This is a genomic window from Mycobacterium sp. NGS33 (assembly GCF_059812885.1).
The window spans coordinates 481134-503930 of record NZ_JCALDN010000001.1; the positions used below are offsets into that span (position 1 = coordinate 481134).

A 22797-nucleotide genomic window follows, 5' to 3' on the forward strand; every position below is an offset into this window, starting at 1 on the left:
GTGCGTTTTTCCCGTTTCGTTCCTATTCGGGCCGGTTGTGCACCGTCACCCGACGCCCGCATACGAATGCAGGCCGACAGTGACCAGGTTAACGAAGAACAGATTGAAGACCATGGCCACGAACCCCGCCACATTGATCCAGGCGGCCTTGCGGTCCCGCCATCCCGCGGTCGACCTGGCGTGCAGGTAGGCGGCGTAAATCACCCAGGCGACAAAAGACACCGTCTCCTTGGGATCCCAGCCCCAATATCGGCCCCACGCTTCCTCGGCCCAGATGGCCCCGAAAATGACGCCGAAACCGAACACCGGAAAGGCGAAAATCGTCGTCCGGTAGGCGATGCGGTCCAGCGTCTGCGCGTCGGGGAACCGTTGCACCAGCCGGCTCAGCGCGCTGTGCGTCCCGCGGTCGGGGTCCGCCAGCGGCGACGTGCGCAGCAGGAACAGGATGCTGGCGATGCCGGCGACCAGGAAGACCCCCGACCCCAGGCTGACCACCGACACGTGGATGGGCAGCCAGTAGGACTGCAGGGCGGGCATCACCGGCGCGGCATTGGTGTAGAGCCAGCGACCGGACACCGTCAGCAGGATCAGCACCGGCAGCAGCAGGAAAACCCACAGCGGCCGGTATTGCGGGCGGCGCAGCACGACCGCCCCCGCGATCAACCCGCACAGGCACGTCAGGTTGATGAATTCGTACATGTTGCCCCACGGCACCCGCAGGGTGGCCAGGCCGCGCAGCACCAGGCAGCCCAGCAGCAGTCCGATGCCCAGGTACACCACGGCCAGCCCGGACCGACCGACGCGCTCGTCGATCGGGCGCTGGGTTGCCTCTTCCACCACGCCGGGGGTGGCGGAATCGGCGCTGACGGCGCCGGCCAGCACCCGGGCGCGCTGATCGGCGCGGCGCCCGCCGGCGTAGGCCAGCTCGAAGGCCAGCAACAGCAGCGCGATCACCAGCGCGACCACCGCGGACGTGAACGCCCAGTCGGAGTAGCGGGCCAGCTCGATGTTGACGTGCACCGTATTCATTTGACGTCCACCTCAGAACTCCTTTTGGACGCAGCGGGTGTCGCGTCGCCGTCCGACGCGGTGGGCGCGGCGCCGGCGCCTTGTAGCCCGGTCCGGGGGTACCTCCCGCTTGCGGGGGACAGCCGATCGGACAGTCGCTCGAACTCGTCGCCCCAGCCGGAGTTGTCGGTGCGCGCCAGGCCACCCAGTTCGACGTTCACCGTACCGGGCGACCCGCCGGCGTCGGGCGTCAGACGGACCCACACCCTGCGGCGGCGCACCAGCAGCGACACCACCAGACCGCCCATCATCGTGATCGCGAAGACGAGCACCCAGGTCTGGCCCGGGTCGTGCGAGACCTGCAGGTTGACGAACGGCACGGCGCCGTCGAAGCGGACCACCGTGCCCGCGGCCGGCCCCGCCTCGATCCGCACCGACTGTCCCGCACGCAGATTGACCCGCTTCTCCTTGGTCAGCCGGTGCTGCTCGATCAGGCGGGGGTCCAGGGTGAACAGCGACTGGGGCCGCCCGGTGTCCAGACCGGTGTCGCCCCGGTAGATGTCGACGGCCACCGCCGGGGCGTCCAGGGCCGGGAAGCGCGACGACAACAGCGTGCCGTCGAGCTGCTCGGTCGGCGCCAGCAGGCCCTGGATGGCGATTTCGTGGTTGCGGCGTTCGGCGGCGCCTGCGTAGCTGCCGGCGGGCGGGTCGATGCGCATCACGCCCGACGAGAGCAGGGTCTGCGGGTTGTCGGGCCGCCACTGCACGGTCGACGTGCGGATCTGCCCGTCCGGGAAGGTGACGCTGAAGGTGGGCGCGTAGCCGTGCCCCTGCAGGTACACCCGGTCGCCGCCGAGCCGCAGCGGGTGGTTGACCTCGAGCCGGTAACGCCGCCACTGGTTGGCGGTCAGGTCGTCGCCGGACTGGTAGGCGATGTGCGCGGCGAACGAGGTGGCCTGCCCCGAGGGCAGGTAGTGGGCCGTGAAGTCGTCGACCCGGATGCACAGCGGGTGCAGCGACGTGCCGTCGACGGTGTTGCCGGCCCGGAACGAGTCGAACGCGGCCGGTGAGGCCGAGCAGAAGCCGGGTCCGCCGTCGGCGATGACGATGACGTTGCCCTCGTAGCCGAACAGCTTGCCGACGGCCACCGCGACCAGCAGCCCCAGCAGCGAGAAGTGGAAGACGATGTTGCCGAATTCGCGCAGGTAGCCCTTCTCGGCGGACACCTCCACGACGTCCGGGCCGCCCCCCTCGTCGCCGTCGCGGTGCCGGATGGCGGTGCGCCAGCCGCGCAGCCGTGCGACCAGCGTGTTGGCCAGGCTGTTCAGTTCCTCGGCGCCGGCCTGGATCTGCTGACTGTGGTGCTTGGGCAGCCGGGCCAGGTTGCGCGGGGCGGCCACCGGGGTGGCCCGCAGGCTGCGGACGTGCTCGATCATCCGCGGGGTGAGGCAGCCGACCAGGGACACGAACAGCAGCACGTAGATGGCGGTGAACCAGAAGCTGGAGAAGACGTTGAACGCCTGCACCCGATCCAGCCACGGGCCGATCACCGGGTGCGCCTTCAGGTAGTCATCGACCTTGCCGGCGTTGAGGCTGCGCTGCGGCAGCAGCGCGCCCGGGATGGCGCCGAGGGCGAGCAGGAACAACAGCACCAGCGCGGTGCCCATCGAGGTCAGCGCGCGCCAGGTGTTGCGGGCCACGGCGAGAAGGCGCCTCAAATCGGCAACCTCACGTCGGACACGAACGCGTCCCGCAGCCACGAGACGAAGTCGTTCCACACCCCGGTGACCAGCAGCGCGCCGACCGTGATCAGCAGGACGCCGCCGAAGATCTGGATGGCCCTGGTGTGCCGGCGCAGCCAGCCCAGTCCGCCGACCGCGCCCGCCGAGCCGAACGCCAGCAGCACGAACGGGATGCCCAGCCCCAGGCAGTACGCGATCACCAACACGATGCCGCGCGCCACGCTGGCGCCGTCGGTGGCCGAGGCGACGGTGATCACGCCGGCCAGCGTCGGACCCAGGCACGGCGTCCAGCCCAACGCGAACACCGCGCCCAGCACCGGCGCGCCGGCGACCGTAGTCAGCTGCCGCGGACTGAACCGGGCCTGGCGTTGCAGGGCCGGGATGAGGCCCACGAACACCAGGCCCATGACGATGGTCAGCACGCCCCCGGCCCGCTGCAGCAGCAGTTGGTTGGTGATCAGTGTGGTCGTCATGCCGAGGACGGCGACGGTGCCCAGCACGAACACCGTGGTGAACCCGGCGACGAACAACGCCGCGGACCCCGCGACCCGCCACCGGGCGCCCGGTGGGGCCTTGGTTGCACCGGCCGGCGGCTGTTCGTCCACCCCGACGACCGCGGCCAGGTAGGACAGGTAGCCGGGCACCAGCGGCACCACGCACGGCGAGGCGAAGGACACCAGCCCCGCCAGCAGGCACACACCGAGGGCCACCAGAAGCGGTCCGGCGGCGGCGATCTGGGTGAATCCGGTCATTGTTCTTGGGCCATCCGCTGCACCACCGGCCGCAGGTCGGTCGCCAGCAGTTCGCGCAGGAAGACCGCCGCGACGCGGTGCTGACGGTCCAGGACCAGCGTGGACGGGATCACCGTCGTCGGGTATTTGCCGCCGAACGCGATCAGGGTGCGCATCGCCGGGTCGTAGATGGACGGGAACGTCACCTGGCGGTCGTTGACGAAATCCAGCGCCGCCTGCCGGTTGTTGTCCCGGACGTCGATGCCGAGGAAGGACACCCCGGCGCCGCGGGTGGCGTCATACACCTGCTGCAGCTGGGTGACCTCGGCGCGGCATGGGCCGCACCACTGGCCCCAGATGTTGATGACCACGACCCGGCCCGCGAAGATCGGGTCGTCCAGCGAGAGCGTGTGCGCGGGGTCGGCCAGGTCGGGGCCGGACAGCGGTCCGGGGCGGCCCCGGCGCGACGGCGGGTCGTAGTAGATGTCGGTCTTGCCGCCGGGCGAGACGAATTCGAAGGTGCCACCCTGGGCGACGGCGTCGTGCCCGGCGGAGCAGCCGCCGAGCAGGGCCGGCAGCAGCGCCGCCAGCACCACCCCGGCCATCGCCTGTGGTCGCAGGGCCAAGGCGCCACTCCTCCTCATCGCTTCGCTCTGCATCGTCGTCGGCGCGCGATCAAGGCGCCGCCGGTTCGCAGTACTCGACGTCGAGAAGACGGTCGCCGTCGTAGACCAGGGTGGTCACCGACGCGAGCCCGCACTGCCGCCGCCGCGGGTCGTGCCACAGCCGGCGGCCGGTCACGTGCAGCCGCAGCGTCCACACCGGGAGTTGGTGGCTGACGCACACCACCTCGTGGCCGGCGGCACGGGCGCGGGCCTTGTCCACCGCCGTCTGCATCCGGGCCGCGATCTCGGCGTACGGCTCACCCCAGGACGGCCGGAAGGGGTTGCGCAGTTGCCACCACACCCGCGGGTCGCGCCACGCGCCGTCGCCCGGGCTGACGCGGCGGCCCTGGAAGAAGTTGGCCGATTCGATGAGATCCGGGTCGGTGTCCACGGCCAGCCCGTGCGCGGCGGCGATGGGCGCGGCGGTCTCCTGGGCCCGCTGCAGCGGCGAGGCGATCACGGCGACGATGTCGCGGTGAGCCAGCGCCCCGGCCACCGCGGCCGCCTGCGCCTGGCCGTTCTCCGAGAGGTGGAACCCGGGCAGCCGGCCATAGAGGATGCCGCTCGGGTTGTACACCTCGCCGTGCCGCACGACGTGCACCCGGGTGCGCTCGGCCATCAGGACTTGCCCTCCTCTGCTTGCGCGGCGGCCCTGGCCGCGGCGGGCAGCGCGTCGGCGATGCGGTCGAACGCGGCGTCGTCCAGCGCGGTCGAGACGAACCACGCCTCGAACGCGCTGCACGGCGGGTACACGCCCGCGTCCAGCAGGGCGTGGAAGAACGGCGGATAGCGCCAGGTCTGGGTGGCCCGCGCGGACGCGAAGTCCGTCACCGGCGTGTCGGAGAAGAACACGCTCAGCATGTTGCCGGCACGCGGAATCTGATGCGGCACACCGGCATTCGTCAGCGCATCGGAGAACAGCCCGGCCAGGCGATCGGCGTTGGCGTCCAGGGCCGCATACGCGGCGGCGTCGGCGCTGCGCAGGGTCGCCAGCCCGGCGGCCATCGCGACCGGGTTCCCCGACAGCGTGCCGGCCTGATAGACCGGGCCCAGCGGCGCGAGCCGCTCCATCACCTCGGCGCGCCCACCGAACGCGGCGGCCGGCAGCCCGCCGCTCATCACCTTGCCGAAGGTGAACAGGTCGGCGTCGACGGGATCGATTCCATACCAACCACTTCGGCTGACCCGGAAGCCGGTCATCACCTCGTCGATGATCAGCAGCGCGCCGTGCTCGGCGGTGATCGCGCGCAGCGCCGCGTTGTAACCGGGCGCGGGTGGGACCACGCCCATGTTGCCGGGGCTGGCCTCGGTGATCACCGCCGCGATCTGATCGCCGAACCGGGTGAACGTCTGTCGTACGGCGTCGATGTCGTTGTAGGGCAACACGATTGTGTCGGCCGCCGTCGCACCGGTGACCCCGGGCGAGGACGGCAACCCCAGCGTCGCCACCCCGGAGCCGGCGTCGGCGAGCAACGCGTCGACGTGGCCGTGGTAGCAGCCGGAGAACTTGACGACCTTGGCCCGGCCGGTGAAGCCGCGGGCCAGTCGCACCGCGCTCATGGTGGCCTCGGTGCCGGAGTTCACCAGCCGGATCCGTTCGACCGGTGCCACCCGCCCGATCATCTCGGCGGCCAGCTCGCTCTCGGCCGGGGTGGGCGCCCCGAACGACAGGCCCGACGCGGCCGCCTTGGCCACCGCCTCGACGACGGCCGGGTGCGCGTGCCCCAGGATCATCGGCCCCCACGAGCAGACCAGGTCCACGTAGCGGTTGCCGTCGGCGTCGGTCAGCAGGTACCCGCGGGCGTCGGTGATGAACGGCGGCGTCCCGCCCACCGCGGTGAACGCGCGGACCGGGGAGTTCACCCCGCCGGGAATGACGGCGCAGGCATCCTCGAACAACCGGGCCGAGGCCGCCGTAGCCCGGCGGGCCCCGGCGGCGTGCGCGGTCGCCTGATCACTGCTTCCCATGACGACCAGTGTCCCAGCCCGCGCGCGACATTCCACTACAGGGTGTAGCAGACCGTGCTGAACGAAGCCGAGGCGGTCCCGGTGGCCGGTTACTCGGCGTCCTGCCCACCGGCTTCCCGCGCCGCGATGAACTGGCGGCGCGCGGCCGCGCCGACAAGTGGGTTGTCCTGGCCCTGCGCCGCGAGTTGGATAGCCGTATGCAATTCCCACAAGGGCTTGCCCGGTTCAACCGGCACGTCACGAACCCGATCCAGCGGATGTGGGCCGGGTGGCTCCCGCCGTTCGGGATCGTCGAGCACGTCGGGCGGCGCTCGGGCAAGCCGTACCGCACACCGGTCACTGTGTTCAACACCACTGTCGGGGGCAAACCCGGGGTGGCCATCCTGCTGACCTATGGCCCGGACCGGGATTGGCTGAAGAACCTGAAAGCCGCTGGCGGCGGCCGACTGCGCACCAAGGCCAAGGAATTCGGCATCGCCGATCCGCGCGTGGTCACCAAGGACGAGGCCGCGGCGCACGTAACACGCAGGATGCGACCGGTTTTCGCGAGGCTGCCGTTCGAGCAGGCGGTGTTGCTCACCCGGACTTCCTGACTACCGGGTGATGCGGATCACGTCGATCGTCGAACGATCGGTCGGCCTGGACGGCGGTCGGCGCGGCGGGCCCGCCAACGCGGTGGTCGACTTCTCCCACCACACCGTCTCACTGGTCGCGGTGATCACCGACGTGATCCGGCGCGGACGGCCGGTGGTGGGCGTGGCGTTCGATTCGATCGGGCGGTTTGCCCAGGGCGGGATCCTGCGCGACCGGATGATCCCGCGGGTGCTGGCGGCCCGCCCCGACGAGCTGCTGCACGGCTCCGGATGTGTGGATCCCGCCGCGGTTTTGGCGTGCGCCGTGGCCGACGAGAAGCCCGGCGGCCACGGGGACCGGGCCGCGGCCGCCGCCGCCCTGGAACTGGCCTGCTGGGATCTGAACGCGAAACTGCGCGACGAGCCGGTCTGCGTGACCATCGCCCGCCACGCCGGACGGACACCGGCGCCGTCGGTGCCGGTGTACGCCGCCGGCGGCTACTACTACGCCCAGGGCGGTGTCGAACAGCTGCGCCGGGAAATGCGCGGGTATCTCGACGCGGGCTATGACGCGGTCAAGATGAAGATCGGCGGCGCCCCGCTGGGCGAGGATCTCGAGCGGATCGAGGCCGTCATCGATGTCGTGGGCGACGCGGGCCGGGTCGCGGTGGACGCGAACGGCCGCTTCGACCGGGACGCGGCCACCCGGTGGGCGGCCGCGCTGGCTCCCTACGGGCTGCGCTGGTACGAAGAGCCGGGCGATCCGCTGGATTACGCGCTGAACCGGGTGGTGACGGAGTGCTACGACGGCGCGGTGGCCACCGGTGAAAACCTGTTCTCGGTGCCGGAGGTGACCAATCTGGTGCGCTATGGCGGGATGCGGCCCAATCATGATGTCTTCCAGATGGATCCGGGCCTGAGCTACGGGTTGACCGAATACCTCCGGATGCTCGACGTCGCGGCGGCCCACGGCTTCGATCGCGCCTTCGCGTTCCCGCACGGCGGTCACCTGATCAACCTGCACGTCGCGGCGGGGTTGGGCCTCGGCGGCTGTGAGGCCTATCCCGGCGTGTTCGCGCCGTTCGGCGGTTACCCCGAGGCCTGCGCGCCGACGGCCGGCCGGATCTCTCCGACCGACGCAGCCGGGTTCGGGCTCGAGCAGAAGACCGGCCTGGCCGACCTGATCGCCGAGCTGACCACCTGACGGGAGAGTGCGGATGCGAGTCGCGGTAATCGGCTGCGGCGCAATGGGTTCCATCTACGCGGCCCGGCTGGCCGCGGCGGGCAACGACGTGCTGGCCATCGACCGCTACCAGCCGAGCATCGATCAGATCGCCCGGCACGGGCTGCGGGTCACCGGCCCCGGTTACGACCAGGTGGTGCCGCTGCGGGCGAGCACCACCGCCCCTGCCGAGGCGATGGATCTGATCGTGCTCGCCGTGAAGGCGGCCGACGTGACAACCGGTGCGCAGCAAGCGCTTCCGATGCTGGAGGCAGCCACGCCGGTGCTGACCATCCAGAACGGCCTGGGCTCGGCGGAGACCGTGGCCGGCGTCGTCGGCCACCAGCGGGTCGTTGTCGGCATCGCCAGCGGTTTCGGCGCGGCCACGGTGGCGCCCGGGCACGTGCGCCACAACGCCATGAAGGCCATGCGGTTCGGGGCGCACTCGTCGCTGCCGCTCGCGGCGGTCGAAACGATCGCGAGGGCGTGGACCGAAGCCGGATTCGACGCGGCCGCGGTCACCGACATCGCCGCCATGCAGTGGGAGAAGCTGATCTGCAACGCCGCCTACAGCGCGCCGTGCGCGCTCACCGGCATGACTGTCGGGCAGGTGATGGACGACCCCGAGATGGCGCCGGTCAGCCAGGCCGCCGCCACGGAGGCGTGGACCGTCGCGCGGGCGTCGGGCATCGCCATCGCCGTCGCCGACCCCGTCGCACACGTCCGCGCGTTCGGCGCGCAGATGCCCGACGCGAAACCGTCGGCGCTGCTGGACCACGAGGCGCGCCGGGTGAGCGAGATCGACGTCATCAACGGCGCGGTGCCCCGTCAGGGCGCCCGGGTCGGGGTTGCGGCGCCGGTGAACGCGACGCTGACCGCGCTGATCAAGTCGATCGAACGGCAGTGGCGCAGCTGAGCTTTGCCGCGGCCCGGACCGCTAAGGGCCACACCGGCGCGGGGAGGACCCTAATCCCCCGAAGCGACCCGGATGCGGCCGCGGGAGCGGGCAAGGAAGTACAGGCCGATCACCACCGCCCAGGACAGCAGGCTGAGCCATAGCTGGCTGCGCGCCGCGTGGTCGAACGCCATTTGCACCAGCACGGCGGTGATTCCGGCCAGCGTGAGAATCGACAGCACCGGGTAGCACCACATTTTCACCGTCAGTTTTTCGGCGGGTGTGCGGCGGCGCAGGATGATCTGCGAGCAGGCGATCAGCCAGTAGACGAACAAGATGATGGCGCCCGACGAGTTGAGCAGGAACAAGAACACCGTGTTGGGCGCGACCCGCGCCATGATGACGCATCCGAATCCGACGGCCGACGAGCACAGGATCGCGACGTGGGGAACGCCGCGCCCGCTCAATCTGACCAACCGCATCGGCGCCTCGCCCCGCTCGGCGAGCACGAACAGCATCCGCGACGCGGTGTAGAGACCGGAGTTCAGGCAGGACAGGACCGCGGTCAACACCACCGCGTTCATCACCTGATCCGCACCGGCGAGCCCCATGTGTTTGAGCGCCGCCACGTACGGCGAGGCACCGAGTTCCACGGAGTCCCACGGCAACAGCGCCACGAGCAGGAAGACCGAACCGACGAAGAAGATCCCGATGCGCGCCACCACCGATCGGGTCGCCCTCTGGACCGCGAGCTGCGGGTCGCGGCTTTCCGCGGCCGCGACGGTGACGATCTCGGCGCCCACCATCGAGAAGATCACCACCACGATGGCGGCGAACACCGCGCCGACGCCATGCGGAAAGAACCCGCCGTGCGACTCCAGATTGGCCAGACCGCCGCGATGTCCCGGCACCAGTCCCAGCACGTAGACCGTTCCCACGGCCAGAAAGATCACGATGGTCGCGACTTTGATTCCGGCGAACCAGAATTCGAATTCGCCGAAGGACGACACGGAGAACAGGTTGGTGGCCGTCATCAACACCATCAGGCACAACGACAGCAGCCATAGCGGTGCGTGGAACCAGTAGTTGAGCACCTTGCCGCCGGCAACCGCCTCGAAGCCCACCACGATCACCCAGAAGTACCAATACAGCCACGCGACCGAGAATCCCGCCCAGCCGCCCAGGGCCTTGGCCGCATAGTCGGCGAACGATCCGGTCGAGGGGTTCGCGGCCGCCATCTCGCCCAGCATCCGCATCACCAGCACGATGAGCAGACCGCACAGCGCGTAGGTGAGGAACGCGGCCGGCCCGGTGTCCTTGATCACCACTCCGGATCCGACGAACAAGCCGGCGCCGATCACGCCGCCGAGGGCGATCATGCCGAGTTGCCGCTGCGACAGTCCTTGGCGCAGTTGCGGATTGCTAGCCATGCCCGGACGCTAGCGGGCTTTGGTGCCCGCAGCAACAACGACCTACAGGTAGAGGTCGCGATCGCGGATCAGCGCCGTGGCGATCACGCTGATCACCGCCGTGGCAACCAGATACCCGCAGGCCAGCCACGGCGCACCGCCGACGGCCGCGATCAGCGAGGTGAGAATCATCGGCGTCACCCCGGACGCGTACACCCCGGAGAACTGGTAGACGAACGACAAACCGGTGTAGCGGGTGCCGGTGGGATACAGCGACGAGTACAGGGTGCCCTGGGCGCCGTAGAACACCGCGTGCACGACACCGAACACCAGGACCATCGCCAGCCCGAACCAGACCAGGTTCCTGGTGCCGAACAAGGCGAACGCCGGAAAGGCCGCCACGCCGTAGAGGGCGACACCGACCAGATACACCCGGCGTGCGCCATACCGGTCGGTCAATGCTCCCGACACGGGCAGCAGCACCGCCATCAGCAGGGCTGCGATCGTCACCACGACCAGAACCGAGACCTTGTCGAAGCCCAGGGCGCCGCTGGCGTAGCTGATCGCGAAGACGCCCCAGGTGTTGAACGCCGAACCCTCCGCCCAGCGAGACAACAACCCCAGCAAGGTGTTTCGCCGGGATCGGGGTTCACGGACGATCTCCCGGATGGGGACGGTGGACGCCGCCTCGAGCTCGCCCAACTCACGGAACGCCGGGGTCTCTTCGACCCGCAGCCGCACCACCACACCGATCGCCACCAGCAGCACGCTCAGCAGGAAGCCGATGCGCCAGCCGTAGGACAGAAAACGCGTCTGGCCCAGGACAAACTGCAGGAAGGCGAACACGCCGGTGCCCAAGGCCAGCCCCAGGGCCAACCCGACTTGCGGAATGGCCCCGTAGCGGCCGCGCCGGTCGCCGGGGCTGTGTTCGACGGCCAGCAGCACCGCGCCGCCCCACTCGCCGCCGAGCGCGAAACCCTGCAGCACCCGCAGGGCGAGCAGCAGCACCGGCGCCCACACCCCGATCTGGGCGGCGGTCGGCAACGCCCCGATCAGCGCCGTCGCGCCGCCCATGATGAGCATGGTCAGCGCCAGGCTGCGCTTGCGGCCGATCCGGTCGCCGATGTGGCCGAACACCAGCCCGCCGATGGGCCGCATGACGAACCCGACGGCGAAGGTCGCGAACGCCAAAAGCGTTCCCACCAAGGAACTCTCGTTGGGGAAGAAGACCTTGTTGAATACCAGGCCGGCCGCGGTGGCGTACAGGAAGAAGTCGTACCACTCGACTGTGGTGCCCAGCAGGCTCGCCGCGACCACGATGCGCAACCGGCGGCGCCGCTGCTCGGTGGATTCATGCAAAGGCGGGTCCGCGTCGGGCGCCCGGCCGGCGGGCGCGGACGCGGGCAGGATGGCTGCCATGATCCGTTTAGTGCGCCGAGGCGATCGCGAACGGCGTTCCCGCGACCGGGTGCGACTGGCGATTGGGGTGGCGCCACAACCCCATTCGCTCCAGAATCGGCAGCACGCCCTCGCCGAACCAGTAGGCCTCTTCCAGATGCGGATATCCCGACAAGATGAAGTGGGAGATGCCCAATTTGGCGTATTCGGACAGTCTTTCGGCGACCTCGGCGTGCGATCCGACCAGGGCGGTGCCCGCTCCCCCACGGACCAGGCCGACCCCGGCCCACAGGTTGGGCGCGACCAGCAATCTGCTGCTGTCACCGCCATGCAGCTCCCGCATGCGGCGCTGGCCTTCGGATTCGCTGCGCGCCAGGCTGTGTTGCACCCGCTCGATGTCGGCCGGGTCGATCGCGGACAGCAACCTATCGGCCTCGGCCCACGCCTCGGCGGACGTATCTCGGCTGATCACATGAATCCGCAAGCCGTACTGCAGGATTCGGCCTGCGTCGACGGCCAGCCCGCGAATCCAGTCCAGCTTCTTGGCGACCGCGGTCAGCGGTTCGCCCCAGGTGAGGTACACGTCGGCGTGTTTGGCCGCGACCGGTCCGGCGGATGCCGAGGACCCACCGAAGAACACCGCCGGTATCGGGTCGGGCGGGTTGTTCAGTTGCGCACCCTCGACCTGAATGTGTTCGCCGGTGAAGGTCACCGGCTCGTTGGCGGTCCACAGTTGGCGCACCACGTGCAAGAACTCGGCGGTGCGGGCATACCGGGCCTGTTTGTCCAGGAAGTCGCCGTAGGCGCGCTGCTCGTGCGGTTCACCGCCGGTGACGACATTGAGCAGCAGCCGCCCGTCCGAGTGCCGCTGGAAGGTCCCGGCCATCTGGGCGGCCAGGGTGGGACTCAGCATCCCGGGACGGAACGCGACCAGGAATTTCAGGGTCTCGGTCGATTCGACCAGCATCGCGGTGGTCAACCACGCGTCCTCACACCACAATCCCGTCGGCGTGAGGACCGCTTCGAAACCGTTGTCTTCGGCGGCCGTACAGATCTGGTGCAGGTATTTCAGTGTCGCGGGCCGGTTGCCCGACATCGGCGTGCCGTGCCCGCCCGCCACGAGATTGCGCGAATCGCCGTAGGTCGGCAGAAACCAATGAAACGCGAGACTCACTTCACAATCCTCTTTCGCTCCGCTTTCGCCCTGTGCAGCAATCGCCCATCCTGCTGAAATCGCCGCCGGGAGGCGAGGGTTGAAACCTGCGAGATTGCATCCCCGTCCGGACACCGCGATCGGCACGGCGGCCCGCGGCACCGGACGCTGGGACGCCGACCTGGAGGCACCGGATCGACGCCGCGCGCGCACCGCATCTGGGCTGTCCCAGAAGGCAATACGATCGCAATGATTCGACCGGCGGCAATCGGCGACATCGGCGCTACGATGACAACGACCCCGAGCGAGGCCGCAACCCGGCGCCACGATCGCCCCGGCCGGCGCGGACCCGACACGCGAAAAAGATCACCGCTTCGTGACCGGAAGGTCACGCCGGATCACACAATGCTTCCAATACGGCGTGGCTCGGCGGGTAATCCCCGGTCAGCGCGGCATCATTGCGATCATGCCTGACCTCACACGCCGAGCGGTGCTCCGGATGGGCGCCGGTGGCACCCTCGGGGCCGCCGGCGTGCTCGCGTTCAGCTCCCTGCTGGCCCCCGGCCCGTCGCGCGCCGCGACGTTGCCGCAGGCTCCCGCGCCGTTCGAGCCGCCGACGGCGGGCAAGACCCTGCCGACCAAGCTGACCGGTTCGTTCGTCTCCGCCGCCCGGGGTGGCATCAAGACCAACTACGTGATCGCGGTGCCGCCGGGTCAGACCGGGATGCTGCGCCCCGTCATCGCCCTGCACGGCGTGGACGGCGACGCCAACCAGATGCTCGACATGGGCGTCCCGGACGCGCTGGCCCAGCTGGTCAAGGAGGGCAGGCCGCCGTTCGCGGTGGTCGGCGTCGACGGCGGCAACACCTATTGGCACAAACGGACTTCCGGTGAGGACTCCGGCGCCATGGTGCTCGACGAGTTGCTGCCGATGCTCTCGACGATGGGTTTCGACACCTCCCGGGTCGGCTTCATGGGGTGGTCGATGGGTGGCTACGGGGCGCTTCGCCTGGGCGCCAAGCTGGGGCCCGCGCGCACCGCCGGCATCTGCGCGATCAGCCCGGCGCTGTACACCTCGTATGCGACCAGCGCCCCCGGGGCGTTCGACAGCAACGACGACTTCGTGCAGAACAGTGTGCTGGGGCTGCCGGCGCTGAATTCGATTCCGCTGCGGGTGGACTGCGGCAACTTCGACCGCTTCTATTTCGCCACAAAGCAATTCGTCTACCAGTTGAAGACCCCACCGGCGGGCAGCTTCTCGCTGGGCGGCCATGACATCGCCTTCTGGCGAAGTCAACTGCCCGGCGAGCTGGCCTGGATGGCGACCTAGCCCACGCAGATGACACTTCGGGAGCGATCGGTCGCCAGCAGCCCACAACAGGTGGAGCGGCGGACCTCCCGAAGGGGATTCCGGCCCGACATCGAGGGATTGCGCGCCGTCGCGGTGATCGCCGTGGTGCTCTACCACGCCGGCGTCCCGGGCGTCACCGGCGGCTACATCGGCGTGGACGTCTTCTTCGTCATCTCCGGCTTCCTCATCACCGGGTTGCTGTTTCGCGAGGCGAGCGCCACGAATACCGTTGCGCTGGGCCGGTTTTACGGTGCGCGTGCCCGACGGCTGTTGCCGGCCGCGGCGATCGTCGGCACCATCACGGCGATCGCCGCGGCCGCGGTGCTGCCGCCGCTGCAGGCGCGCAGCGTGTTTCTCGACGGCATCGCCAGCGCCCTGTACGTCGGCAACTACCGGTTCGCCCTGCGCGGCACCGACTACCTGACCGCCGACGCGCCGTCGCCGTTCCAGCACTACTGGTCGTTGGGCGTGGAGGAGCAGTTCTACCTGCTGTGGCCGCTGCTCATCATCGCCACGGCCTGGGCGCTGCGTCGCATTCCACGCGTTCGCGCGGCCGCGACGCGCGCCACACCGTACGCGGTGGTCCTCGCGGTGGTGGCGGCGGCGTCGTTGACGGCGGGCGCGGTGTGGACCCGCACCTCGCCGTCGTGGGCGTTCTTCTCGCTGCCCACCCGCGCCTGGGAGCTGGCGGCCGGCGGCCTGGTGGCCCTGTCGATCCAGCAGTGGCGGCGCCTGTCGCTGCGAACGGCGGCGATCGTCGGGTGGGGCGGGCTGGCGTTGATCCTGCTGACCTGCACCCAGCTCAACTCCCACACCCCCTATCCCGGCACCGAGGCGCTGTTGCCGGTGCTGGGCACCGCGCTGATCCTCGGCGGCGGCGCCGTCACGGGCGGGCTCGGGCCCGGCCGCCTGCTGTGCCGCCCGGCGATGCGCGCGATCGGCCGGATCTCCTACTCCTGGTATCTGTGGCACTGGCCGGTGCTGCTGCTGATGCCGGCGCTGCTCGGCGAGCCCGCGGGGCTACCGGCCCGGCTGAGCGCGACAGCCGTCTCGGCCGGGCTCGCCGTCATCACGCTGCACTTGGTGGAGAATCCCGGCCGCTTCGCCGCCGCGCTGCGCCGGTCGGCGAAAGTCAGCCTGGTGGTGGCGGGCGGCGCGAGTGCCGCCACCGCGTGCGCATGCATGTTGCTGCTCAACGTGATACCGGCGCCGGTGGGCCACGGGGTGGCCGCTCCCCGCGCCAACATCATCGCCACTCCTCCGGCCAGCGTGCCCGCCGTCAGCCCGCAGGAAGCGGCGGTCCGTCAGGCGTTCGACCAGGCTCGGGTGGCGTTGGCGGCGGCCGTCGGCCTGCGGGCGGTCCCGTCGAACCTGGACCCGCCGCTGGCCAAGGCGCCCGCCGACAAGGCCGCGGTGTTCGTCAACGGCTGCGTGCGGTCCTGGCGCGATGTCGGGCAAAGCGAATGCGCGACGGGCGACACCGCCTCGCCGACCACCGTCGCCCTGATCGGCGACTCGCACGCCGCCATGTGGAATCCCGCGTTCGAGCAGCTCGCCGAGCAACGGCACTGGCGACTGGAGACGCTGGCCAAGGTGACCTGCCCCCTGCAGGACCTGCACATCGTGAGCCCGTATCTGGGGCGCGAGTACACCGAATGCGAACAGTGGCGCGCCCAGATCATGGGCCGGATGAACGCCGAACACCCACGCCTGATCGTGCTGGACATGAGCCGCCGCTACGGCGGAGACTTCGGCTTCACCTCCTACGACCCGGCGTGGATCGACACCCTCGGACGCACCGTGGTCCAGCTGCGCGGCACCGGCGCGACCGTCCTGGTGCTCGGGCCGGCACCCGACCCGCATTCGTCCGCGCCGGCCTGCCTGTCCGCCCACCTTGACGACGTAACTGCCTGTACGCCAACGAAAGTCGCCGCGGTGGATGGCGACGGGATCGCCGCAGAACAGGCGGTGACGGCCCGCAGCGGTGGCCACTACGCCGACCTGACCGACATGTTCTGCACCCCCGACCGGTGCCCGATCGTCGTCGGCAACACCCTGGTTTTCCGCGACGACAACCACGTGACAACCGAGTACGCGCAGTTGGTGGCACCGCTTTTGGGTGCACTCGCGGACCGCGCACTGACGAACGGGTGAAAAGCAATGAACTTCTCATGGCTGACCAACGTCAAATCAGTGAAGGGTTTTTGGAGGTCTTAGGGTCATGTCTCCGCTGTTGCTGGTCTGCATCGCAGTAGCCGCGCCCTTCGCCGGAATCGGCTTCCTGCATGTGCAGGACCGCTTGGAGCGCTGGGACTACGAGCGGCACGCGGACGACTGAGCCCCACGTCTGGGCCAAAGTCGCTGTGTCCTCGCGGGTTCAGCCTGCCCGGCAAGCCGCCCGCCACATCCGAGTCAGGTCGACAGCTGCGTGCGTATCAGCGGAGCGATCTTGTCCGCCATGTACTGATGCCCCGCGTCATTGGGATGCACGCCGTCCGCACCGATCAAATCGGGCCGGCCGACGAACCAGTGTTCGGCGATCGGATCGATGAACGTCGCCCCCGCCGCCCCGGCCGCAGCGCCGAGAATGTCGCGGATCAAGAACATCGAGGGCGGGACGTCGGCGGTCGGCCAGGGCGGACCGATCACCAGCAGCCGCGCCGCCGGCGCCAGCCGGCGCGCCAGATCCAAAGCGGCGTGCGTTTTTTCGGTCAGGTACCCGGGATCGACCCCTTGGTCGTTGCGGGAGCCGAAGAAGACCACCAGCGCGTCATCGGGCTGCACCGCCCTGGGGGTCAGATCCTCGAAGATGCTGCCGTGGTCCCCGGGCGTGCCGTAACCGGCCCGGCCTTCGGCCGCCACGCTGCCCGAGATCCGCGAACCGCGTGAGCCGAGCACCTGAAAAGCGCGCGACGTCCACGATCGAGAGCCCAGACCGCCCTCATCGGTTCCGGTGGTATACGAATCCCCCACCACCGCCACATGATTCAGCCGGAAGTCGAGCGTCAGTGTCTCGTAGGTGCGCACCTGCGCCGGGTATGCCAAGCCTACGCCCGCCAGAAAACTCACCCCAATGAGAAAGGTGGCCAGACGACTCACTCTCACCTCCACTGTCAACGGCATAGTCGGGTGCCGCCGCGTCCTCATCAAGTATTCCCCGTGAGTCGTGGCCGGCCGCTGAGGCGGCCATCACACCGCGCGGGCCGAAACCGCTTCCAGCGGACGGTCGATCGGATGCAGCTTACTGTTCGGCTCGCCGGGATCGCTTCTCGCGTTGATGGCCCTGACATCGACCATCTTGCGCATCCAGCGGCGGGCGGGCTCTTCGACGCCGTGATACAGCAGCACCGAGGCGCCCAGGGCGATCGCGAGCAGGCCGATGATGTTCCACTTCCACGGGTTATCCAGGGTGGGGAGCTCGAATTGCTCCACGGCCCATCCCCAGGAGGTGTGCACGAGCTCATGCACCATGTACAGGCAGAACGAGATCTTGCCGCCGTACACCATCACTCGGGTCGACAGCACCCGCGGTAGGCTTCCGAGCCCGACGGCCAGCGTTATCACCAGCGGAACGAACAACACGTCGACGACGCCGCCGCTGTCATTCTCCACGACCCCCGAGATCGGGTGCGCGCCAAACCAATACAGCACGCCCACCATCGCGGCCAGTAGAAGCAAAGAGACGTATCCGGCGGCGCGGCGGCCGCGGTCGCTCAGCCGTAACCTGCGCACCGCGGCACAGGCCAGGGCGCCGGCGGTGAACTGGGTGACGATTCGCGGCAGCCAGCTCCACGGCGTGTAGAAGTGGCCGCTGGCGAGCAGCATCACCACCGGCGGCAGCGATGCCGCGAAGGCCAGGATCATCAGGCTGCGCGCCCTGGTCGCCTGTTTCATCCGCAACAGCACCAGCACCAGGACGGCGAAGAGCACATAGGCCAGCCATTCCGCGCTGATCGACCAGGCCGGCCCGTCCCAACTCGAGTCGTCGAAGAACGGGACAAACCACAACTGCACCAACAGGATTTGGCGCACGTAGCTGATGGCGGTGAGCGACGTGGCATCCGGCGACGGCACATGACCGACGTGCAGGGTGAAGATCACCCACAGGGCGGCCAGGTGCAGGGTAACCAGGTACACCGGCCACACCCGGGCCAGCCGCAGCCACAGGAAATGCAGCGTCGCGCGGGTCGACCAGGACCGCCCCATGCGGTCGAGATAGTTGTACGTCAGCACGAACCCGCTGAGGATGAAGAACAGGTCGACGCCCTGGGCGCCGCAGTTGAGCACCGGGGCCAGGGCGTCGCGGAAATCGGGCGACACGTCGCCGAGCATCGGCCGGAAGTGGAACAGCACCACCCAGAGGGCGGCGACGATACGGAGCCCCGTCAGGGCCGTGATCTCGCCCCTGATCTCTACGCCCCGCACGCTGCTCTTCCCGTTTGAATCGTGGCCGTTCCGTCTCCCGCTACTTCGGCCGAGCGGGAAACCTCGCCTTTTCACAAGCCCCCCGACTAGAACCGGCAGCTTTGGCAGCCTAGCAGCGCAATCGTCGGCACGGGTGGACGGTTGTGGTGTGGCATACCGGGTTCCGGGGTACTACATGGGCCCGACGGCCCGCTGGGCGTTTGCTCAGCGCCCCATTCGGGGCGGGGCCGCCACCGCTTCTTAGCAAAGCGTTAGACGCGGCTTCCGGTCCCCTTAGGCTTGCGGCGTAACGTTTTAATCACACTTTGGTGAGCGTGGAGGCGCCCCCCGAAGCCGGCGCGAACGCCACGGAGAGTGAGGGGTCTGCATGACGGTCGCAGGCAACCAGACTGGCCACGACAACTGCGTGTTCGACTGCGACGGCGCACAGGTCCGGGCGCACTACCGCCACCTGGCGACGGTGGTGCACATTCGCGGCGAGATCGACGACGACAACGTCGACCGCCTCAGCGATCACATCGCGCGCTTCACGCTCGGAGAAAACCCCGTGGTGCTCGACGTGGCGGACGTCAGCGAATTTGCTGAGGCGGGCATCTCGCTGCTGTACGCGTTCGACGCCGATTGTCGCGCCGCCGGGGTGGATTGGACCCTGGTCGCCAGTTCAGCGGTGACCCAGGTGCTCGACGACACCGGTCACGACGCCAACTTCCCGATCATGCGCTCGGTTCACGAGGCGCTGCAGGACCGGGCCGACGCCATCGTTCTGCGCCGCCGGATGGCGTTGCCGCTCGTCAGGAAGCCGTCGTAGCGCGCGAGCGCGCGCGCCGCAGCCTGGCACCGCCGATGACCGCCAGCACCCCGGCCGTCGTCAACAACACCAGCGTCAGCAGCAGCAGCTGAGGGTCATAGACCACCGACGTGGTGGAGGGCTGCCCGTCCGCGATCGGCGCCACCGACACGGTGTGATGCGAGTGCCACCACGACAGCCCCGAGCACACGAACGCGGCGCAGGCCAGGCCGAGCTCGACGATCGCGCGGTAGCGGGCGTTCATTGCGCCGCCCCGGCGTCGTCGTCGCGATCCCCGTCGACGACGTCGGAGCCGGTCGGCTCCACCCGCTCCTGCACCAGGGGGGTCAGCGCGTCCCGCAGCTGACGGTGACGGCGCGCCCAGGCCTGGGCCGTGCGGTCGCCGGTGAGCTTGAGGCCGATGCCGACGCGCCCGCGCGGGACCCCGACCAGTTCGCCCAGGGCCCGGGCCGATTGCCAGCGCGCCAGGTCTTTCCCGGAGGCTTCGTGATTCTCGGGCTCGGGATACACCTTGACGATTTCGCGCACCAGAATCGTTTCGGTGCCCTGGCGCAGGGCGTCTTCGGTCAGCTCGACCGACACGTGGATCCGCGCGGCCTTCACCTGTATCCCCAGGAACGCCGAGACGAGCACCAGAAAGATCGCGGGGACCACCAGCGACACCGGGGCGCCGCTCCAAATTTCGATGAGGATCATCGCGACCGCCGCGAGCGGGCCGCACGCCAGCCACCACCAGCTAGCGCCGGGTTCGTAGAACAACGGCTTGGCTGCAGTGTCGCTGGTCATCGCAAGCCCCATCTCACGAAAGCCACCCTGCCGCATCCGCGGCCCAATAGGTGAGAACGATATCGGCCCCGGCGCGCCGGATGCTGGTCAGTGACTCCAGCGCCGCGGCGCGCTCGTCGATCCAATTGTTCGCGGCGGCAGCACAAATCATCGCGTACTCCCCCGACACCTGGTAGGCGGCGACCGGCACGGGCGAGACGTCGGCCGCGGCCGCGACCACGTCGAGATAGCCCATCGCCGGCTTGATCATCACGATGTCGGCGCCCTCGTCGAGATCGAGCTCGATCTCGCGCAGCGCCTCGCGTGCGTTGCCCGCCTCCTGCTGATAGGTGCGGCGGTCACCGGAGAGGCTGGAGCTCACGGCCTCACGAAACGGGCCGTAGAACACCGAGGCGAACTTGGCGGCGTAGGCCAAAATCGCCACGTCGGTGAAGCCCGCGGCGTCCAACCCGTCGCGGATCGCCCCCACCTGTCCATCCATCATGCCGCTCGGCCCCACCACGTGAGCGCCCGATTCAGCTTGCGCCACAGCGAGTTCCACGTACCGGGCCACGGTGGCGTCGTTGTCGACCCGGCCCCGGTCGTCGAGGACGCCGCAGTGGCCGTGGTCCGTGAACTCGTCCAGGCAGGTGTCGGCCATCAGCACGGTGGCCTCGCCGAGGTCCTTGGCCAGGTCCCGCAGCGCGACGTTGAGGATGCCGTCGGCGTCGGTGCCGGCCGACCCGATCGAATCCTTGTCCTCGTCGCGTGGCACGCCGAACAGCATCAGCCCACCCACCCCCGCGGCGACCGCACTGGCGGCCGCGCTGCGCAACGAGTCACGGGTGTGCTGCACCACGCCCGGCATGGACGTGATCGGCCGTGGTTCGTCGATGCCGTCGGCAACGAACATCGGCAGCACCAAATGCCTTGGCTCCAAGGAGGTTTGCGCCACCAATCGGCGCAATGCCGGGGTGGTGCGAAGCCGACGCGGGCGCTGCCGCGGGTACGACACTAGCGCCTGCGGCTCTTTTTGCGCGGCGGCGGCAGCGCACCCTCGGCGCGCAACCGCGCGGCGTGTTCGGCCAGCGCGTCGACCAGCGGACCAACCGCGGCGGTCTCGGGCTGGACATCCACCCGCAGACCGAATTCGGCTGCGGTCTCAGCGGTTTTGGGACCGATGCAGGCGATGATCGTCCGCGCGTGCGGCTTGCCGGCGATGCCGACCAGGTTTCGCACCGTGGAGCTGGACGTGAAGCACACGGCGTCGAAGCCGCCGGTCTTGATCATCTCCCGCGTCTCCGCCGGTGGCGGGGCGGCCCGCACCGTCCGGTACGCGGTGACATCCTCGATCTCCCAACCACGTTCGCGCAGACCCTCGGCCAGCGTCTCGGTGGCGATGTCCGCACGCGGCAGCAGAACCCGGTTGACCGGGTCGAAAATGCTGTCGTAGGGCGGGAAGTCGTCGAGCAGACCCAGCGAGGACTGTTCACCGGCCGGCACCAGTTCGGGGCTGATCCCGAACGCCCGCACCCGGTCGGCGGTCGACTCGCCCACGCACGCGATCTTCACTCCGGAGAACGCGCGCGCGTCCAGACCGAATTCGCCGAACTTCTCCCACACCGCGCGCACCGCGTTGGTGGAGGTGAACACCACCCACTGGAAGCGGCCGTCGACCAATCCCTTGACCGCCCTTTCCATCTGAGCGGGGCTGCGCGGTGGCTCCACGGCGATGGTCGGCACCTCGATGGGCAGGGCGCCGTAGGACGTCAGGCGCTCGCTCATCTCGCCGGCCTGGTCCTTGGTCCGCGGCACCAGCACGGTCCAGCCGTACAGCGCCCGGCTCTCCCACCAGTTCAGCTTCGCCCGGCTGGCCACCGTCTTGCCAATGGTCACCACCAGCGGTCCGGTCAGCGGACCGGCGGGGTCGGTGCCGCCCAGCACCGCCGAGTCGGTCAGGCCGTGCAACGTGGTCTCGATCGAGCGCTGCTGGCAGGTCGTGCCGTGCGCGGTGACCACGCACGGGGTGTTCTCGGCGAGCTCGTGCTCGATCAGGGTGCGCGCCGCGTCGGCCAGATGCGACGACGTGGCCTGCAGGATCAGCGGACCGGGTGCGGCGGCCAGCGCCTCCCAATCCACCTGGGGGTCGCGCACGTCGGCGACGGTGTGCGAGGAGCCCAGCGGCAGCCCGGCATAGGTCGGGACGGCATCGGTGGGGGCCAGCCCGGGCACGATCTCGATGTGCAGGTGGCTGCGCGCGATGGCGTTCACCTCGGTGATGACCGCGTCGACCGTCAACGGGTCGCCGGCAACCAGCCGCACCACGTCCACGCCCGTCCGCGCCTCGGTGGTCAGCGTCTTGGCCACCTCGGCGGGGTCACCCAGCGCCGGGCGGATGTCCGGGCCACCGGAGATCACGGCCGGCTGAGCCTTGGCCTGGTCGGCACCGCCGTCACCGGTGGAGGCGGCGGGCTCCGCTGGAGCCGGGCCGGAAACCGGTGGCAGGTCTTTGCCGATCAGCGCCAGCACCGGCTCAGGCACGTCAGGGTCGGTGAACACCAGGGCGGCGTTCGCCAGCACCGTGGCGGCCCGGGTCGTCAGCAATCCCGGGTCACCCGGACCGGAGCCCACGTACGTGATGCGGCCGGGTGTCGGCTTACGCCCTCGCGTCGTCATTGTCGCTCC

The 22797-nt window shown here is 69.5% G+C and carries 21 protein-coding genes; 6 read left to right on the top strand and 15 right to left on the bottom strand.

The features are described from left to right. Positions 1-45: 45 nt before the first annotated feature. The 6 genes from ccsB to hemL form a co-directional block, all read right to left on the bottom strand. Positions 46-1029 carry a c-type cytochrome biogenesis protein CcsB gene (gene ccsB, locus AC5Y5B_RS02045; protein WP_112631573.1) on the bottom strand — a complete coding sequence of 328 codons (984 nt, stop codon included), beginning with the start codon at positions 1027-1029 and terminating at the stop codon, positions 46-48. Continuing rightward, complete coding sequence (locus tag AC5Y5B_RS02050) at positions 1026-2675, bottom strand: cytochrome c biogenesis protein ResB (protein ID WP_165821744.1); 1650 nt, start codon at positions 2673-2675, stop codon at positions 1026-1028. Before AC5Y5B_RS02050 ends, ccsB begins: the two co-directional genes overlap by 4 nt. Before the next feature lie 47 nt (positions 2676-2722). Next, positions 2723-3502 (bottom strand): cytochrome c biogenesis CcdA family protein, encoded by a 780-nt coding sequence (locus tag AC5Y5B_RS02055; RefSeq protein ID WP_500003114.1) that lies wholly within the window; start codon positions 3500-3502, stop codon positions 2723-2725. After that, positions 3499-4086 (bottom strand): TlpA disulfide reductase family protein, encoded by a 588-nt coding sequence (locus AC5Y5B_RS02060; RefSeq protein WP_165821745.1) that lies wholly within the window; start codon positions 4084-4086, stop codon positions 3499-3501. Before AC5Y5B_RS02060 ends, AC5Y5B_RS02055 begins: the two co-directional genes overlap by 4 nt. A 70-nt stretch (positions 4087-4156) precedes the next feature. After that, positions 4157-4765 carry a histidine phosphatase family protein gene (locus AC5Y5B_RS02065; RefSeq protein WP_500003116.1) on the bottom strand — a complete coding sequence of 203 codons (609 nt, stop codon included), beginning with the start codon at positions 4763-4765 and terminating at the stop codon, positions 4157-4159. Beyond that, positions 4765-6114: a glutamate-1-semialdehyde 2,1-aminomutase gene (gene hemL, locus AC5Y5B_RS02070; protein ID WP_500003118.1), complete on the bottom strand. Its 1350-nt coding sequence runs from the start codon at positions 6112-6114 to the stop codon at positions 4765-4767. Before hemL ends, AC5Y5B_RS02065 begins: the two co-directional genes overlap by 1 nt. A 197-nt stretch (positions 6115-6311) precedes the next feature. Here hemL and AC5Y5B_RS02075 point away from each other — a divergent pair, with 197 nt between their 5' ends. From AC5Y5B_RS02075 to AC5Y5B_RS02085, 3 genes are read left to right on the top strand one after another with little or no spacing between them, the layout of a single operon-like run. After that, positions 6312-6707, top strand: a complete 396-nt coding sequence (locus AC5Y5B_RS02075; protein WP_500003120.1) for a nitroreductase family deazaflavin-dependent oxidoreductase — start codon at positions 6312-6314, stop codon at positions 6705-6707. A gap of 10 nt (positions 6708-6717) precedes the next feature. Continuing rightward, positions 6718-7890 carry an enolase C-terminal domain-like protein gene (locus tag AC5Y5B_RS02080; protein ID WP_500003124.1) on the top strand — a complete coding sequence of 391 codons (1173 nt, stop codon included), beginning with the start codon at positions 6718-6720 and terminating at the stop codon, positions 7888-7890. 13 nt (positions 7891-7903) lie between these two features. Beyond that, on the top strand, positions 7904-8824 hold the full coding sequence (locus tag AC5Y5B_RS02085) for a ketopantoate reductase family protein (RefSeq protein ID WP_500003128.1): 921 nt from the start codon (positions 7904-7906) through the stop codon (positions 8822-8824). A 50-nt stretch (positions 8825-8874) separates the two neighbouring features. On the opposite strand, the gene AC5Y5B_RS02090 is transcribed toward AC5Y5B_RS02085, so the two are convergent. Genes AC5Y5B_RS02090 through AC5Y5B_RS02100 form a run of 3 tightly spaced genes read right to left on the bottom strand, consistent with a single transcriptional unit; the run spans position 8875 to position 12784 of the window. Then, a complete protein-coding gene (locus tag AC5Y5B_RS02090) occupies positions 8875-10233 on the bottom strand; it encodes an amino acid permease (protein ID WP_500003131.1) in 1359 nt (452 codons plus the stop codon). A gap of 42 nt (positions 10234-10275) precedes the next feature. Next, positions 10276-11631 (bottom strand): MFS transporter, encoded by a 1356-nt coding sequence (locus AC5Y5B_RS02095; protein WP_500003133.1) that lies wholly within the window; start codon positions 11629-11631, stop codon positions 10276-10278. A 7-nt stretch (positions 11632-11638) separates the two neighbouring features. After that, positions 11639-12784, bottom strand: coding sequence for an LLM class flavin-dependent oxidoreductase (locus tag AC5Y5B_RS02100; protein WP_112631586.1), 1146 nt, complete (start codon positions 12782-12784; stop codon positions 11639-11641). A gap of 445 nt (positions 12785-13229) precedes the next feature. On the opposite strand from AC5Y5B_RS02100, the gene AC5Y5B_RS02105 reads away from it, so the two are divergent. Both AC5Y5B_RS02105 and AC5Y5B_RS02110 read left to right on the top strand, forming a co-directional pair. Then, positions 13230-14093: an alpha/beta hydrolase gene (locus AC5Y5B_RS02105; protein WP_500003138.1), complete on the top strand. Its 864-nt coding sequence runs from the start codon at positions 13230-13232 to the stop codon at positions 14091-14093. A 51-nt stretch (positions 14094-14144) separates the two neighbouring features. Next, on the top strand, positions 14145-16268 hold the full coding sequence (locus tag AC5Y5B_RS02110; protein WP_500003817.1) for an acyltransferase family protein: 2124 nt from the start codon (positions 14145-14147) through the stop codon (positions 16266-16268). Between the two features lie 258 nt (positions 16269-16526). Here the strand turns inward: AC5Y5B_RS02110 and AC5Y5B_RS02115 are convergent, their stop codons facing one another. Both AC5Y5B_RS02115 and AC5Y5B_RS02120 read right to left on the bottom strand, forming a co-directional pair. Continuing rightward, positions 16527-17213 (bottom strand): Rv0518 family GDSL lipase, encoded by a 687-nt coding sequence (locus AC5Y5B_RS02115; protein WP_112631589.1) that lies wholly within the window; start codon positions 17211-17213, stop codon positions 16527-16529. Between the two features lie 90 nt (positions 17214-17303). Then, complete coding sequence (locus AC5Y5B_RS02120) at positions 17304-18539, bottom strand: acyltransferase family protein (protein WP_500003142.1); 1236 nt, start codon at positions 18537-18539, stop codon at positions 17304-17306. A gap of 367 nt (positions 18540-18906) precedes the next feature. On the opposite strand from AC5Y5B_RS02120, the gene AC5Y5B_RS02125 reads away from it, so the two are divergent. Continuing rightward, positions 18907-19347, top strand: coding sequence for an STAS domain-containing protein (locus tag AC5Y5B_RS02125; protein WP_112631591.1), 441 nt, complete (start codon positions 18907-18909; stop codon positions 19345-19347). Here AC5Y5B_RS02125 and AC5Y5B_RS02130 read toward each other — a convergent pair. Genes AC5Y5B_RS02130 through AC5Y5B_RS02145 form a run of 4 tightly spaced genes read right to left on the bottom strand, consistent with a single transcriptional unit; the run spans position 19331 to position 22788 of the window. Then, complete coding sequence (locus AC5Y5B_RS02130) at positions 19331-19591, bottom strand: hypothetical protein (RefSeq protein ID WP_500003148.1); 261 nt, start codon at positions 19589-19591, stop codon at positions 19331-19333. The genes AC5Y5B_RS02125 and AC5Y5B_RS02130 overlap by 17 nt on opposite strands. After that, positions 19588-20133 carry a transport-regulating membrane protein Mce1N gene (mce1N, locus tag AC5Y5B_RS02135; protein ID WP_112631728.1) on the bottom strand — a complete coding sequence of 182 codons (546 nt, stop codon included), beginning with the start codon at positions 20131-20133 and terminating at the stop codon, positions 19588-19590. The genes AC5Y5B_RS02130 and mce1N overlap by 4 nt, the downstream gene beginning before the upstream one ends. 13 nt (positions 20134-20146) lie before the next feature. Next, a complete protein-coding gene (hemB, locus tag AC5Y5B_RS02140) occupies positions 20147-21127 on the bottom strand; it encodes a porphobilinogen synthase (RefSeq protein WP_112631593.1) in 981 nt (326 codons plus the stop codon). After that, on the bottom strand, positions 21127-22788 hold the full coding sequence (locus tag AC5Y5B_RS02145) for a bifunctional uroporphyrinogen-III C-methyltransferase/uroporphyrinogen-III synthase (RefSeq protein ID WP_112631594.1): 1662 nt from the start codon (positions 22786-22788) through the stop codon (positions 21127-21129). The genes hemB and AC5Y5B_RS02145 overlap by 1 nt, the downstream gene beginning before the upstream one ends. Positions 22789-22797: the final 9 nt, after the last annotated feature.